The 14,923-nt window shown below is 63.7% G+C and carries 11 protein-coding genes and 2 pseudogenes; 5 read left to right on the forward strand and 8 right to left on the reverse strand.

Annotation, left to right across the window (positions count from 1 at the left end; genetic code table 11):
- Nucleotides 1-3: 3 nt before the first annotated feature.
- Genes NH14_RS21205 through NH14_RS21230 form a run of 6 tightly spaced genes read right to left on the reverse strand, consistent with a single transcriptional unit; the run spans nt 4 to nt 8,068 of the window.
- Nucleotides 4-1,578, reverse strand: a complete 1,575-nt coding sequence (locus NH14_RS21205; protein WP_035529324.1) for an AMP-binding protein — start codon at nt 1,576-1,578, stop codon at nt 4-6.
- A complete protein-coding gene (locus NH14_RS21210; protein WP_035529322.1) occupies nt 1,571-2,107 on the reverse strand; it encodes a (2Fe-2S)-binding protein in 537 nt (178 codons plus the stop codon). The genes NH14_RS21205 and NH14_RS21210 overlap by 8 nt, the downstream gene beginning before the upstream one ends.
- Nucleotides 2,104-2,925: an FAD binding domain-containing protein gene (locus tag NH14_RS21215; RefSeq protein ID WP_035529319.1), complete on the reverse strand. Its 822-nt coding sequence runs from the start codon at nt 2,923-2,925 to the stop codon at nt 2,104-2,106. The genes NH14_RS21210 and NH14_RS21215 overlap by 4 nt, the downstream gene beginning before the upstream one ends.
- Nucleotides 2,922-5,963, reverse strand: a complete 3,042-nt coding sequence (locus NH14_RS21220) for a xanthine dehydrogenase family protein molybdopterin-binding subunit (RefSeq protein ID WP_035529581.1) — start codon at nt 5,961-5,963, stop codon at nt 2,922-2,924. Before NH14_RS21220 ends, NH14_RS21215 begins: the two co-directional genes overlap by 4 nt.
- Before the next feature lie 4 nt (nt 5,964-5,967).
- The gene (locus NH14_RS21225; RefSeq protein WP_035529317.1) at nt 5,968-6,582 is read right to left on the reverse strand and encodes a UbiX family flavin prenyltransferase; all 615 of its coding nucleotides are present in this window, start codon (nt 6,580-6,582) and stop codon (nt 5,968-5,970) included.
- Nucleotides 6,575-8,068, reverse strand: coding sequence for a UbiD family decarboxylase (locus tag NH14_RS21230; RefSeq protein WP_035529315.1), 1,494 nt, complete (start codon nt 8,066-8,068; stop codon nt 6,575-6,577). Before NH14_RS21230 ends, NH14_RS21225 begins: the two co-directional genes overlap by 8 nt.
- Nucleotides 8,069-8,347: 279 nt before the next feature.
- Here NH14_RS21230 and NH14_RS21235 point away from each other — a divergent pair, with 279 nt between their 5' ends.
- The 4 genes and pseudogenes from NH14_RS21235 to NH14_RS21250 all read left to right on the forward strand — a co-directional run bounded on the left by NH14_RS21235 (nt 8,348) and on the right by NH14_RS21250 (nt 11,997).
- Nucleotides 8,348-9,289, forward strand: a complete 942-nt coding sequence (locus tag NH14_RS21235) for a LysR family transcriptional regulator (protein ID WP_035529313.1) — start codon at nt 8,348-8,350, stop codon at nt 9,287-9,289.
- Nucleotides 9,286-10,725, forward strand: a complete 1,440-nt coding sequence (locus tag NH14_RS21240; protein ID WP_035529310.1) for an aldehyde dehydrogenase family protein — start codon at nt 9,286-9,288, stop codon at nt 10,723-10,725. The genes NH14_RS21235 and NH14_RS21240 overlap by 4 nt, the downstream gene beginning before the upstream one ends.
- Nucleotides 10,726-11,037, forward strand: a pseudogene (locus tag NH14_RS21245) (XdhC family protein); the annotation flags it as partial.
- 210 nt (nt 11,038-11,247) lie between these two features.
- The gene (locus NH14_RS21250; protein WP_052148193.1) at nt 11,248-11,997 is read left to right on the forward strand and encodes a hypothetical protein; all 750 of its coding nucleotides are present in this window, start codon (nt 11,248-11,250) and stop codon (nt 11,995-11,997) included.
- A 258-nt stretch (nt 11,998-12,255) separates the two neighbouring features.
- Here NH14_RS21250 and NH14_RS21255 read toward each other — a convergent pair whose 3' ends face one another.
- Nucleotides 12,256-13,068: an RMD1 family protein gene (locus NH14_RS21255; protein WP_035529304.1), complete on the reverse strand. Its 813-nt coding sequence runs from the start codon at nt 13,066-13,068 to the stop codon at nt 12,256-12,258.
- A 476-nt stretch (nt 13,069-13,544) separates the two neighbouring features.
- On the opposite strand from NH14_RS21255, the gene NH14_RS21260 reads away from it, so the two are divergent.
- On the forward strand, nt 13,545-13,739 hold the full coding sequence (locus tag NH14_RS21260; RefSeq protein ID WP_035529301.1) for a hypothetical protein: 195 nt from the start codon (nt 13,545-13,547) through the stop codon (nt 13,737-13,739).
- Between the two features lie 721 nt (nt 13,740-14,460).
- On the opposite strand, the pseudogene NH14_RS21265 reads toward NH14_RS21260, so the two are convergent.
- A pseudogene (locus NH14_RS21265) lies at nt 14,461-14,849 on the reverse strand (hypothetical protein); the annotation flags it as partial.
- Nucleotides 14,850-14,923: the final 74 nt, after the last annotated feature.

Here is a 14,923-nt window from a genome sequence, read left to right on the forward strand (position 1 = left end):
GTGTTACTCCTTGGTGGTTTCAGTAGGTTGCACGGCCTGCGCTTTCGAATCGGGCGTGTACTCGCCCGCTTGCAGCTTGCGGCGCAGAATCTTGCCGACCGGCGACTTCGGGATGTCATCGACGAAGACGTAATCGCGCGGGCGCTTGAAGTTGACGAGGTCGGACTGGCGGCACCATGCATCGAGCGAGTCGGAATCGACGTACTCGCGGCGCTTGATGAATGCAACCACGCGCTGGCCCCAGCGCTCGTCCTTGACACCCGCGACCGCGACTTCATCGACGGCGGGATGCAGCGACAACACCGATTCGATATCCACCGGCGAGATGTTTTCTCCGCCGCTGATGATCATGTCGTCGACGCGGCCCGTCACGTACAGATCGCCGTCGCGGTCGAGATAGCCCGTGTCCCCGGTGAAGTACCAGCCTTCGCGCAAGCACTTCGCATTCGCGTCCGGGCGATTCCAGTAGCCTTCGAAGGCCTCGTCGCCGAGCAGGTCCACGATGATCTGCCCTTCTTCGCCGACTTCGGCGATCTCATCGGGCGAAAGCGCATCGAGCTTCACGACGCGCAGCCGCGTATTGATGCCCGCGCGGCCCGCGCTGCCGGGCTTCTTTGTCGCGTCCTGGTCGATGCTGAACGTGTAGACCTCAGACGAGCCGTAGTGATTGACAAAGAGCTCCGGCTCGAACGCGGCCGAGAGGCGCTTGAGCAGGCCGTCGCTCATCGGTGCGCCCGCGAAGCCGAGCTTTCTGACCGACGACGTGTCCGTGCTCGCGAACGCGCTGTCGGCGAGCAGATCGTGATAGAGCGTCGGCACGAGATAGAGGCAGGTGAGCGCGTGCTTCGAGATGCTTTCGAGCGCGAGCTTCGCGTTCCAGCGCCGCACGCAAACGAAAAGGCCATCGACGAGCGCCATCGCGAGCAGCGAGCGCACGCCCATCGTGTGATAGAGCGGCATCACGCCGAGCGTCCGTTCGCCGCGCCTGTACAGGTTCTGCGCGACGTGCGCCAGCGCGCCCGCGCGTTCATGCCGATGCCGGCGCGGCACGCCCTTGCCTTTGCCCGTCGTGCCGGACGTGTAAAGGATCAGCGAGATTTCGTCGGCGGTGGCGTGCGTCGTGTCGGACACGTCGCCGCTGCGCGTTCGTTCGACGATGAGCGCATCGAAGGGGATGGTGCGGCCTGGCGCATCGTCGAGTCCGACGCGCGGCACTTTCTGCGCGGCGGCGCTCTGCGCGACGGAATCGGCGCTGACGGGTTCGTAGACGATCGCCTTCGCCTCCGCGTCGGTCACGCAGTAGTCGACTTCTTCCGGCTTCGCGCGCCAGTTGAGCGGCACGATCACGATGCCAGCAAACTGCCCGGCCCAATGCAGCGTCGCCATTTCCCAGCGGTTTTGCAGCACGACGAGCAGCCGGTCGCCGCGTTGCAGGCCGAGCTCGCGCAGGCCATGGGCGACATTCAAGATCATGCGATGCCACTGCGCGTACGTCAGTTGCACATCGCCATCGACGAGCGCGAGCGCGTTCGGACTGCGCTCGACGCTTTGCAGAAACGTGCGACCGAGATCAAGCATGTTCGACCTCCTTCGTGCTTGCCTCATCCCGGCGGCGCGCCGCCACGTCGAGCACGGCGGCTACGATCGGCGTGTAGCCCGTACAGCGGCAGATATGACCCGAGAGCATCTCGCGCACTTGCTCTTCGGACGGATCCGGCACGCGCCGCAGATAATCCGCGCACGACATCAGAATGCCCGCCGTGCAGAAGCCGCATTGCAGCGCGTGATGCCGCTGGAACGCCTGCTGCAGGTCGCCAAGCGTCTGATCGGGCGCAAGGCCTTCGACGGTATCGATATGCCGCCCATCTGCCTGCACCGCGAGCATCAGGCACGAGCGCGCCGCGACGCCATCGACCTGCACGGTACATGCGCCGCACACGCCGTGTTCGCAGCCGACGTGCGTGCCCGTCGCGCCGAGTTCGTGCCGGATGAAGTCCGACAGCAGTTCGCGCGGCTCGCAATGGCCGCTTCGTTCGCGGCCGTTCAGCGTCAGCGCGATGCGCTGCGCTTTGCCGTGCCGCATGATGGTGTCCGACATCTTGCTCACTTTGCCTCCTCGATCACGCGCCATCCAAGTTGCCGGACCAGATTCCGGCGATATTTCGCGCTGATGTGCGCATCGTCCTGCGCGTTCAGTTTCCAGCTCAAATCGTTCAATGCGCCACGCAGGTCGTCGCCCTGCAAACGCGGCCATTGCTCAGTCACCGGCCGGTCAGCGACGCCGCCGACTGCAATGCGAATCGACTCCTCGGTGACCACGGCCGCGCACGCGACGATCGCGAAATCGCCGTGTCGCGCGGAAAATTCCGCGAACGCGTAGCGCTCGCCTGCCTTGCGCAGCGGGAAGCGCACCGCTTCGACAAGTTCGTCGGATTGGCGCGCGGTCATCAGCATTCCCTGAAAGAAGTCCTGCGCGGCGAGCGTGCGGCGCCTTTTTCGCGAGCGCAGCATCACGTCGCCGCCGAGCGCCGAAAGCACCAGCGGCAACTCCGCGCTCGGGTCCGCATGCGCGATCGATCCGCACACGGTTCCGCGATTGCGAATCTGAAAGTGCGAGATATGCGGGAAGGCCATCGCGAGCAGCGGCGCTTCGTCGGTGAGCGTGCTGCGCCATTCGACGCTGCCTTGCGTCGCCGCGGCGTTCACGACGAGATGCCCCGCCTGCTTGTCCACGCGCACGGCATCGAGTTCGGCGGTGCGCGAGATATCGACGAGCACCTTCGGCTGCGCGAGCCGCATATTGAGCACGGCCATCAGCGACTGGCCGCCCGCCAGCACGCGGGCGTCTTCGCCGTATTGCGCGAGCGCGTCGAGCGCGTCTTGCGCGGTCATCGCGCGCAGGTAATCGAACGGTGCGGGCTTCATGCGTGTCTCCTGAAACGTGCGCGGAGTCTTGCGATCCACGATCCGTGCGCTTGCGCGGGCTTGCCCGCCGCCTGCCGTCCGAGCGATTCGAACAACTGCTTGAGCACGACCTTCGCCGCGCCTTCGAGCATGCGGCCGCCGACCGCTGCGACCTTGCCTGACACCTGCGCTTCGTAGTCGTACGTGAGCCGCGTGCCGCTGCCTTGCGGCGTCAGTTCGACGAGACCGCTGCCGCGCGCGCTGCCGAGCGGCGAGATCCCGGCGCCAGCGAGTCGCAGGCGGCGCGGCGCATCGATCTCCGACAAGCCGATACGCGCCTCGAACCGCGCCTTGATCATGCCGACGCCGACGGTTACGTCCGCGCGATACTGGTTCGGCGCTGTCTCTTCGAGCGCGTGACAGCCTGGAATGACGTTCGCGAGTGCCTTCGGATCGAGCAGCACGGCGAACACAGCTTCGGGTGTCGCGGGCAGATCGACAGCGCCCTGCGCCGTCAGTGCGCGTCCGCCGCCTGGCGTCGCGGGCTTCGTGGCGGGCGCTTCGCGATATTCCGGCCGCGACGGTTCAGGATCGTCCACGCCGATCATCGCCATCACTCTGGGCGGCGTGAGCGGCAGGCGAATGTCTTCGACGCCGAGCGCGTCCGCCACCGCATTCGCGATGCACGGCGGCGTGCTCATGTTGTTGCCTTCGCCGAGACCCTTCGCGCCGAGCGGCGTGAAAGGCGAAGGCGTCTCCAGATGGACGATCAGCGGATCGGGCACTTCGCAGGTCGTCGGCATCAGATAGTCGGCGAGCGTGCCGGACTGGAAGCTGCCGTCCGCGCCGTAGCGGAACTCTTCCATCAGCGCCGCGCCGACGCCTTGCGCGAACGCGCCGCGAATCTGGCCATCGGCGAGTGCGGGATTGAGGATGGTGCCGGCGTCGTGCACGGTCACATATCGGTCGATGCGCACGCGTCCCGTCACGCGATCCACTTCGACGCCGCACATGTCGAAGGCGAAGCCATACGCCGCCGATGTATTGATGCGGTCCTGTTCGTCGGGCGCATCCATGTGCGGCGGCGACCAGAACACGGTTTCACGAAGGCCCGGCTCTTCGCCCTCGGGCAAGAGCGCGGGCGCCCAGTGCGGCGCATTGCTCGCGGCGCGCGCGAACGGCAGCGCGCGGTCTTCGGCGTCGTGCGGAAAGACGCGCGCGCCTTCGAAGCGCACGTCGCCGGGCGCGCAGTTGAACGGCTTCGCGAGCACGCGCGCGAGCTTGTCGCGCACGCGCGTCGCGGCGAGATGCACCGTGCCCGCCACTGCGCCCGCGAACCGGCTCGAATAATTGCCCGCCGCGACGGACCAGGCGTCCTTGTGCGTATCGAATTCGACGTTGACGACGATGTCCTTCGGATCGAGCCCGAGGACATCGGCGACGACTTGCGCGCACACTGTCATGTGACCCTGGCCCGCGGGCGTCGATGCGATCGTGACGACGACGCCACCGAGCAGATCGACGCTGACGGTCGCGCTCGCGATCGCGCCGTTCTTCGGCCCGGCTTTCCTGCGTGCGTCGGCGGGCATCACGGTCGTGATATAGCCCATGTTCGATACCGACGGCTCGACGATCGCCGCGAAGCCGATGCCATACAGCCGCCCTTCGTTGCGCGCGGCGTCGCGGCGCGCAACGAGTTCCCGGTATCCGCCTTCGTCGAGTGAACGGCGCAGCGCTTCCTGATAATTGCCTGAATCGAGCAGCGCGCCCGCCGCCGCGCGATACGGGAACGCATCGGCGGGAACGAAGTTGCGGCGATACACGTCGAGCACATCGAGCTTCAGTTCGATCGCGATGCGCTGGATCAGCCGCTCCAGCGCGAAGTACACCTGCGGCCCGCCGAAGCCGCGCACGAGCCCCGTCGGCGTCTTGTTCGTCAGCACGACGCGATTGCGCACGAGCAGATTCGGGATCGCGTACGCGCCCGTCAGGCAGCCGTGCATCCGGTAGAACGTCGCGGGCTCGGGCGCGCGCACGTAGCCGCCGACGTCTTCCAACTGATCGTAAGACAGCGCGACGATGCGGCCATCCGCTTCGACGGCCGCTTCTATCGTTGAAACACGCGCCGTCGCCGATGTCGCCGCGCTCAAGTGTTCGAGCCGATCCTCGACCCACTTCACTGGCGCACCCGCCTTGCGCGACGCGAGGCACATCAGCACGACATACGGAAACACGGCCTGCTTCACGCCAAAGCTGCCGCCGGAATCGCGCGGAGCCTTATGACGCAGGCGATTGGCGGGCAGGTTCAACGCCATCGCCATGACGGCGTGCAGCGAGAACGGCCCCATGAAATTCGACGTGACGTCGTAGCCTTCATCGCCCGAAAGATACTCGGCGATGACCACGCCGCATTCGATCGGCGCGCACGTGTTGCGCGGATAATCCGCGACCAGCTTCACGCGATGCGGCGCGCGCTCGAAAGCCGCTTCCGGTTCGCCGTAGCGGAAATGCCGGTCGCTGATGACGTTGCTGCCGACGCGTTCGTGCAGCACCGGAGCGTCGTCCTTCGCGGCTTGTTCGATCGACGTCACGGGATCGAGCATCGCGTAATCGACCTTGATCAGATCGAGCGCGTCCTCCGCGAGCGCACGCGATTCGGCCATCACGACCGCGACCGGCTCGCCGACGTAGCGCACGCGGTCCATCGCGAGCGCCCACTGTTCCATCGGCGATTTCACGCCGACGACGAACGGTCGCGACCACGGACGCAAATCGTCGCGCGTGAGCACGGCGCGCACGCCCGCGAGTTTCGACGCGGCTTGCGTATCGATCGACAAGATGTCCGCGTGCGCGTGTGGCGAACGCAGAATCGCGGCGTGCAGCGTGCCCGGCTTGACAGCGATGTCATCGCCATAGCGGCCACGGCCCGTCAGGATCGCCGGGTCTTCGAGGCGCTCCATCGAGCGCCCGATGTGACGCTGCGGTGCGCTCGCTTCGCGCATCTCTTTGCCGGCGACGCGCGCGTCCATATCGGCAAATGCGGTTTCGCGCTGATTCATGACGTTACTCCTCACGTGCGGCGCGGCCGCCGAATTCATCGGCGAGACCGCTCCAGCGGCGCGCAATCTCGTCGTGCTCGATGCCGAACAGATCGAGAATGCGCCCGACCGTGTGGTCGACCACGTCCTCGATAGTCTGCGGATGCGCGTAGAACGCGGGCACCGGCGGCATCACGATCGCGCCCATTTCCGTGGCGAGCGTCATGTTGCGCAGATGCGCGAGATTGAGCGGCGTTTCGCGCGCGACCAGCACGAGGCGGCGGCGCTCCTTGAGCATCACATCGGCGGCACGCGTCAGCAGGTTGTCCGCGAAGCCGTTCGCGACGCCCGCGAGCGTTTTCATCGAACATGGCGCGATCACCATGCCTTCGGTCAGAAACGATCCGCTCGCCACAGCCGCGCCGATATCGCGCACGTTGTGCACGACATCGGCAACGGCTTCGAGATCGCCACGCGCGAAGCCGAGTTCCTGTGCGGCCGTCACCGCGCCCGACGACGACACGATGAGATGCGTCTCGTGCGTGCCGAGCCGGCGCAACGCGGCGAGCAAACGCACGCCGATCACCGCGCCGCTTGCGCCCGAAATGCCGACGACGATGCGCTTCTTTCGCTCAGCCATGATCGCGCGACAAATAAGCGTCGAGCGCGCTGTTGTCAGCGGCGACGAGTGCGTGCGGATCGACCGTGTCTTGCCCCGGTATGCGCACGCGCGTGAACACATGCGCGGGATACACGACGGGGCGCGTCGCATCGAGGCCCATCTTCGCGCTCACGCCTTGCAGATGCGACGGCGCATCGTCGGGCTGACCGACCGTCGTCGATGGATCGAGGGGCGAACCTTGCGCGCCTGCTATCACGACGAGATCGCGGTCCGCCTGGAAGCGCGTCGCGATAGCCCATTCGATTTCGGCGGGATCGTGCACGTTCACATCGGTATCGACGACGACGACCTGCTTGATGTCGTAATGCGCGCCGAATGCGCACAGGATGACGTTCTTCGCTTCGCCTTCGCGCTTCTTGTCGAACTGCACCCACAGGTGATAGCGGCACACGCCGCCCACCGACAGATGCACGTCCTTCACGGCCGGATGGCTGCGCTGAAGATGCGCGAGCAACGTGGCTTCGCGCGGAATCGCGCCGAGCAGCAGATGCTCCATTTCGGCGGGCACGATCGTATGAAAGATCGGATCGCGCCGATGCGTGACGGCCGTCACTTCGATGACTTCGCGTGCTTCCCTCGCGCTGTAGTACTTCGGAAACTCGCCGAACGGACCTTCCGGCTCGCGCACGTTCGGCAGAATGCGGCCTTCGATGACGATCTCCGCAACTGCCGGCACGTGCACGCCGTTCGTCACGCATCGCGCGACAGGCAGCGGCGCACCGTGCAGCGCGCCTGCGATTTCGAGTTCGTCGTGATCGATCGGCGTGATCGCTTGCGACGCGAGCATCGTCAAGGGATCGACGCCAATAACGATGGCGACGTCGAGCGCATCGCCCGCGGCTTCCGCGTCGCGCTGGAATGCGTAGAGATGACGCGGCAGCAGCAGGATCGCCATGCGATCGGGGCCGTGCACCTGAATGCGGTTGATCGACACATTCTGCACGCCGGTGCGCGGATTGCGCGCGATCACGAGACCGGCGGTGATGTACGGGCCGTTGTCGTGTTCGCTGTGCGTGGGAATGGGCAGCAGCGCGTGAAGATCGATATCGCTCGTATGCACTACTTGCTGACAGGGCGCGCCCTCACGTTGAATCAATTTCGATGCGAGCGGCGCGGCGGCCGCAGCCGAAAAATGCGCGAGCAACGCGGACTCATCGACGCCCATCGCTTCCGCGATCCACGCGCGCCTGGACATGAAGCCGCTCACGACGGGCATCGCATGTCCGCGCGGCTGCGTGAAAAAAGCAGCTTGTTCGCCGTCGAGCCGCTTTGCAATGGCGGCGAGTTCGTGCTCGAGCGCGACGGGCTTGTCGATCGTCGCGACACGGCCGGTTTTCGCGAGATGCGCGAGCCAGTCGCGCAGCGACAGCGAGCCGGTGTCGGCGTGATCCCGTGCCCAGGCGAATGAGGGATTGCCGTGCGTTGCGGCATCGCGTGTGTTCATCATTGTCTCCATCTGTGTGCGCCTGCCATGGCAAGCGGATGGGATGGAGCGTAGCGGGATCGCACCATAACATCTAATACTGTTTACTGATGCGAAGGATCATTCGTTCTTATATCCGTGTTAGCCCGGATGACAGCACTCTTACAGTTACGTATCAATAGACCGATCGCGCACGCCCGTATGGAAGGGCGCGCCACGATAAGGCGCCCTGCACCGTCGACGAACGCAGGGTAATAATGTCACCGCACCCCATTAGCGTCGCTGATGCCCCGAGGGAACATGGACCTCAAGCAAATCCAGTACTTCATCGCGCTGTTCGAGGACGGCTCGGTCACGCGCGCCGCGAAGCGGCTGAACATCGTGCAACCGGCCTTGAGCATGCAGATCGCGAAGCTGGAGGACGAGTTACATCAGCAGCTGTTCGAGCGCGGCGCAGACGGCATGGCGCCGACCGCCGCCGGACGGCTGATGTACCGCCTGTTTTTACCGATCATGCGCGACCTCGCCCACGCGCGGCAGCAACTCGTGCAGCGCGACGAAGTGGTGACGGGCCATGTCGGCATCGGGTTGATCGCATCGGTGACGGAAAGCGTGCTCGCGGATTCGCTGTCGCGCTTTCACGCGCGTTACCCCGATGTCGAAGTCACCGTCGCCGATGGCTACAGCGCGACCTTCATCGACTGGGTGGCGGGCGGCCAGCTCGATGCCGCCATCATCAACAAGCCGCGAGCGCGCCTTTCGCTCGACTCGCGCCCGCTGCTCGACGAAGAGATGGTGCTCGCCACCAGCGCCGCGCATGGCCCCGACTTGCCGCATGCAATCGAACTCGCACAATTGCCCGAACTCGAACTGGTGCTGCCAACGAAGCGCCACGGCTTGCGCGGCGTGCTCGACAGCGCGGCGCAACACGAGGACGTGCTGCTCGCGCCGCGCTTCGAGATCGACGTGCTCTCGACGATTCTCAAGTTCGTCGAGCACACGCGCTTCGCGACGATCCTGCCGCGCATCGTCGTGGAGCGTGCCGCACGGCACGGCACGTTGCGCGCGCGCCCGATCCTCGCGCCGCGTATCGTCCGGCACATTCTCTGCGTGAGCCATCCGCGCCGCCCATTGAGCGCGGCGGCGGAGGCGTTGATCGCGACCATCGGCGACGAGTTGCATCGGGCGTCGGCCATTACGGGCGACGAGCCCTCAAACGACACGAAGGAATGCTCAGCATGAATGCACGACACTGGATTGCCGGCGAATGGACGGGCATGCCCAACATCGACAGCATCGATCCCGCAACGGGCGAGGCCGTCGGCCAGTTCGCCGACGGCGGCGCGGTCGAAGCCGATGCCGCCATCGCCGCTGCTCGGCACGTGTTCGATCGCACGGCATGGGCGCAGGACGCGCGTCTGCGCCAGGACGTGTTGCTCGGCTGGGCTTCAGCGCTCGAAGCCGAACGCGACATGCTCGCGACGCTGCTCACGCGCGAAAACGGCAAGGCGATCGCGCAATCGCGCGGCGAGATTGCGGGCGCGATATCGGAAGTACGCTATTACGCGGGGCTCGCGCGGCATATTGCCGGGCACGTGCTCGAACCGGAACCGGGCACGATATCGACGATGCTGCGCGAAGCGGCCGGCGTTGCGGCGATCATCGTGCCGTGGAATGCGCCCGCCGTGCTGCTCGTGCGCTCGCTCGCGCCCGCACTGGCAGCCGGCTGCACGGCGATCGTCAAACCGGCGGCGCAGACGTCGCTGCTCACGACCGCGATGTTGCGCTGCTTCGAACGCACGGCGTTGCCTGAAGGCGCCGTGAACCTCGTCAACGAACGGGGACACACGGCCAGCCAGCGGCTCGTGGATTCTCACGACGTCGACGTGGTGAGCTTCACGGGATCGACGGCAACGGGCAAGAAGATCATGGCGGCCGCTGCCGACAGCATGAAGAAGCTGTCGCTCGAACTTGGCGGCAAGTCATGCTGCGTCGTTTTCGACGATGCCGATATTGCGGCGATAGCGCCGCGTCTCGCGCGCGCCGCGACGATCATCTCCGGGCAGCAATGCACGGCGGCGCGCCGCGTGCTGGTTCATGCGTCGCGCGCCGCGGAGATGCGCGAGCACCTCGCGTCGGCGCTTGCGTCGCTGAGGGTCGGACCGGGCATCGATCCGGCAACGGATATCGGCGCGCTCATCGACGGCACGACGCGCGATGCGGTGCAACAGACGATCGAGCGCGCGTGCGGGATGGCCGAGCGCGTGCTGCTGCGAGGCACTTGCTCGGGGCATGCGTTTCTGTCTCCGACTCTCGTCGAACATGGCGATCCCAAGGCGTTCTTCTGTCAAGACGAGATCTTTGGCCCGTTCGTTACGCTGGAAGTCTTTGAGAACGAAATGGAAGCGATCGACAAAGCCAACGACACGGTCTTCGGTCTCTCGGCAAGCGTATGGACGCACGACGGAGCGCGCGCGTTGCGCGTCGCGCGTGCGCTGCGCAACGGCACTGTGTGGATCAACGACCACAACAAGCTTTTCGCCGAAGCCGAAACGGGCGGGTATCGCCAGAGCGGACTGGGTCGGCTGCACGGCTACGATGCGCTTGCGGACTTCACCGAGTTGAAGCACATCTGCATGCAGGCCGGCGTTGCGGAACGTATCGCGCCGTTGCGGTGAATGGCATGGAGGCGAGTCAATGGACAACTTGATCTCGAAGTCCTGAAAAGCAGTGCGCGATGGCTGGCAGACGGGCATCGCGTGCTGCTGGTGACGGTGGTGAAGACATGGGGATCGTCGCCGCGTCCCGTAGGCGCGATGCTCGCCGTGCGCGCCGATGGGCATGTGGCCGGGTCGGGGTCGGGCGGATGCATCGAAGACGATCTGATCGATCGCGTGCGGCAGCGAGGCCTCGAACAGGAAAGGCCGCAGGCGTTGAAGTACGGCGTCAGCGCGCAAGAGGCGCACCGCTTCGGCCTGCATTGTGGTGGCATTGCGTCGGGCTCCATGGACGGCGACGACCGTGTAGGGTCGACCTTCGCCTGCAGGCAAGCCGACGAGCCCCATTCAGAAGCTGATATCGCAGGCGAATGGGATTGACCGGTAGAACAATCTCGATGCATGCGGCGCTAGAATTGTATTTGGCGTCGGTCCATTCCACGGAACCAAACGCGCATCCCGATCCAACAACGGCAGGCAACCATGAACACTCACTACGCGTGTTTCGTTCGTCCGGCGCTGGCCACTCTTTGCGCGGCTTCCATCGCAACACTCGCGGCATGCGGCGGCGGCAGCGTCTGCATCGGCAACGGTTGCGGCGCAATCGTGACGCCAAATTTCACGATATCCGGCACGGCCGCCACCGGTAGAGCGCTCGCGAACGCGACGGTGAGCTTCAGTTGTGTGCAGGGCTCGGGATCCACCCTGTCCGACGGCGGTGGACACTACACGATCACGCACAATGCCACGCCTCCCTGTATCCTCACTGTGACCTCTGCTGGCATGAGCCTGCATTCGCTGGCATTTGCCGACGGCACCTTCAATACGACGCCAGAGACCGAACTGATGTTTGTCTACATCGCTGCGCAACTCGGCACGAGCGTGAGCGGTCTGATAGCGGGCTTCCCGACCAACTCACAGTACCAGCAGGTGCTGGCAAACCAGGCCGACGTGCAGGCTGCGCAATCGGCAGTTGTCACGAATCTACAGCAGCGCTATGCGCTGACGCTGACGGCACCGGCGTTTCTAACGACATCCTTTACGGTTGGCCAAGCAGGTGTCGACAGCGATCTGGCCGCGCTAGCGGCAGCAGGGGCTATCGACGCCAATGGCATGCCCGATCAGGCCGCCGTCTCGCTGCTGTCCGCGGCGGGCCTCGCCCATCCGCTTACAGCGACGTCCGCACCTTCTTCCGGCAATGGCGGTGCTGGCAGCAGCACCGGAATGATGTGACGCGCGGTGATCCGGGGGCCATGAAAGGGCTGCACGTCGCAGTGGAAGAAGAAGGAAGCAAGGCGCGTTCCCTGCTGGTTTTGTGAGGCCTACAATTCAGTTCGCGTATTCTTTTTCGGATCTGCTCTCACACGGCCGATGGCGACGTCGATTTGCGGATCATCCGGCCACTTCATCCGACACCGGCGAGGCGGCGCGGCTTCGGGATCGTTCGTCAGTCATGCATCGATGATGAGAAGTTTTCGGTTGCTCGGTCGATCAACCTGGCGCTAGCCATCTTCTGGCCAGATCGAGGAGGCTCAGAACGACTTCAAAACAGATTAGCCCGATTACATACCATTCCAGTTTGTGGATTTTCTTGTTCTCCACGATATCCGCCAAGGTTTGCACGGTGTCCGAGATCAGAGTCAGTTTGCGCTCCAGTGCCGCGTGACGCTCATGGAGTTCAAATTCATCTTCGAGGGCGGCGTACAGGCCGCCGAGGGAGGGAAAGTCCCAAAGGATTTCCGGTTTGTCACCGATTTCGGCACGGCCAACCATGCGGTGCTCGATTAGTATCAAATTGCCCATCTTCGAAAAGAGTGATTTTGAATCTGCACTGACCTTTCCCGAGTTCGCCAGTTCTATCGCGACGGGAGCAATCCCGTCAAATTTCCACGCGACCTCTTTCTCATACAGTGACAAGACCAGGCTTTTCCCGAGTACATCTGCGATTATCTGTATTTTCTCAAGTGTGATCCTGTCCAGCGACACGGCGTCGCTTTGCACCCCCTGGTTGGGTTTTCCACTGTAAATGTCGAGTTCTTCAACTTGGGGGCTGCCGTAAGCGTTGGTTATGATGTTTTTGAGCGTATCAATAAAGGCTGTTTCATCGTCGGTACTTACCCCAAAAAATACGACGACACCATAGCGAAACAGAACAGCCACGCCATTGTCGGACCCGACCATCAGTGTCAGCGGCGTGGTCCCAATTGGATTAGCAATCTTGTAGTTTTTCAACTCAAGCCGGTCTCCAACCAGGCGCGCGCGGGCCTTCACGTGTTGCCTGGACTCGAGAGCGAGCTGGTTCATGTTCTACGCACAAAAGAGGCTCGGTCCGCTAGAGAAACTTGAGGTTGCGGATTTTGCCAGGCGCGATGGATTCCTGAGGTGCGCTAGCGAGGCTGTCCTCATAGCTGACGCGGATTCCCATGATTGATCTGCTTTTTGACACGGTCACTGATGCCGCGCCCGGCACGGACATCGACACGAACGTGTCGAACGTTCTACCGGGAGTGTAATGCGTGTGAGGCTACGCTGGAATACTCTCACCGGCCGGAAGTCCGCGTGCATGTGGCAGCGACGCGCTGGCAGGCGGCGCCGCACGCAACGACAGCTTTATCCGATATGCGGGACGACCCGAATTGATGGGCCAGGGAAGCTGCGCCTACCATCAAGTCCCTCGCGCTATCTCGCAGCGCGTGCACCGCCGGCAGCGCATCGTCAAAAGCGCGCGCTTCAGCCGACACAATCCATACAGCACCTACTCGAGCTATCAGGAGGCAAGCATGCTTAGCGCCCACGAATTTGCGACATTGATGCTGGTAAGGGACTCGGCCGACCATATTGCGGACCGGGAAGAACTCGATACATTGCTTGAACGCCAGCTGGTCGCCCTGGAAAGGCTTGACGGCGACACAGTGCGGCCTCGCGTTACGCAAGACGGCGATTCACTCCTTCATGCCCTCGCGCGCCTGCATTGACACGCTGCGATCCAGGGCGAGTGAGTGGACAGTGTGATGCCCGACGCGTTGCCAACAGCTCCTTCAACATCTGTCAGGTGGCCCAACACTGTTTTCCGTGCGCTAGACGGGTTCGATCTGTGAGGTTGGTGCGCTGCCTACAACAGCCGCAGCCAGATAGGCCGAATTCACCAAAGCGCACTTCAACGTCGCACGCATTCGCGAAGCCCCAGGTCACTTTCCGCACGCAATTCGGCATTTCAACAACCCGTACGTGATCCTCCAAAAATCGCAGTTCATGTGAGCCCTTGCTCTGGATGCCGTGCGCGGCTGCAATACCACTGCAGACATTGCCGACTTCGGCAGTTCGTACTGCGTATCTCCTGCTGATCAATGACCTGGTTTGCGCAGAGCCTTCGAAGGCTGCTTTTGCCCGGCCAGGTCGACGATCACCCGCTCGATATTTCAACTTGGCTAAAAGCAGACATTACAATTTAGCCACTACAGTATCAAAATCCGACTCCCAACCCGCCGTGCAGGATTTTGGTGGGAACGGATCGTTGATGCTTATGCTGCATGGTGCCGGGCGCTCCTCTGCAGACTGGCATCCGACGGTCAGGGCGCTCGTCGAGCATTCGCACGTTGTCACGATGGACCTGTGAGGTTGCCCGTGAATTTTGTATCCGCTAACCAAAGCAACGTGGCGCGTCTGGGTGCTATGCAAGCACCATCCAGATTCGTTCTATGGATTCGCCGCACAACTGACGGACTGCGTTTCCGCTGCTTTGGTAATGGCGGCGGCCACATGCGCTTCGGCATCGAGCAGCGAGTGCAGCGTCACCTGATCGCTGCGCGCCGCTTGCCACGACGCCGTGGTGCGCCGCGCTCGTGGTCGTGGATCGTTGAACGCACCAACGGATAGATCTGCGTGTCCCAGCGGCGGCCGTTGAACACGCCGTAATGGCCCACGCCCGTCTGCACATGGTGCGTCTTCGTGTAAGGGCGCAGTCCCGAGCAAAGTTCCTGTGCGGCGACCGTCTGGCCAACGGCACAGATATCGTCCTTTTCTCCTTCGATCGTGAGCAGCGCGGTGCGCCGGATCGCGTGCGGTTCCCCTCTGCGTATTCGCCCGCTTCCTGCGTGCCGCAAAGTGGTGCCCCTCGCTAACATCTTCGGTGCATGGAAGGTGCGATGTACGCGTTCGG

This window comes from Paraburkholderia sacchari (assembly GCF_000785435.2).
Taxonomy (GTDB): domain Bacteria; phylum Pseudomonadota; class Gammaproteobacteria; order Burkholderiales; family Burkholderiaceae; genus Paraburkholderia; species Paraburkholderia sacchari.

Bases quoted from the DNA above. Each gene is read 5' to 3' on its own strand.
- NH14_RS21205 (WP_035529324.1), bottom strand. From the start codon at position 1,578: ATGCTTGATCTCGGTCGCACGTTTCTGCAAAGCGTCGAGCGCAGTCCG.
- NH14_RS21215 (WP_035529319.1), bottom strand. From the start codon at position 2,925: ATGAAGCCCGCACCGTTCGATTACCTGCGCGCGATGACCGCGCAAGAC.
- NH14_RS21220 (WP_035529581.1), bottom strand. From the start codon at position 5,963: ATGAATCAGCGCGAAACCGCATTTGCCGATATGGACGCGCGCGTCGCC.
- NH14_RS21225 (WP_035529317.1), bottom strand. From the start codon at position 6,582: ATGGCTGAGCGAAAGAAGCGCATCGTCGTCGGCATTTCGGGCGCAAGC.
- NH14_RS21230 (WP_035529315.1), bottom strand. From the start codon at position 8,068: ATGAACACACGCGATGCCGCAACGCACGGCAATCCCTCATTCGCCTGG.
- NH14_RS21235 (WP_035529313.1), top strand. From the start codon at position 8,348: ATGGACCTCAAGCAAATCCAGTACTTCATCGCGCTGTTCGAGGACGGC.
- NH14_RS21240 (WP_035529310.1), top strand. From the start codon at position 9,286: ATGAATGCACGACACTGGATTGCCGGCGAATGGACGGGCATGCCCAAC.
- NH14_RS21250 (WP_052148193.1), top strand. From the start codon at position 11,248: ATGAACACTCACTACGCGTGTTTCGTTCGTCCGGCGCTGGCCACTCTT.
- NH14_RS21255 (WP_035529304.1), bottom strand. From the start codon at position 13,068: ATGAACCAGCTCGCTCTCGAGTCCAGGCAACACGTGAAGGCCCGCGCG.
- NH14_RS21260 (WP_035529301.1), top strand. From the start codon at position 13,545: ATGCTTAGCGCCCACGAATTTGCGACATTGATGCTGGTAAGGGACTCG.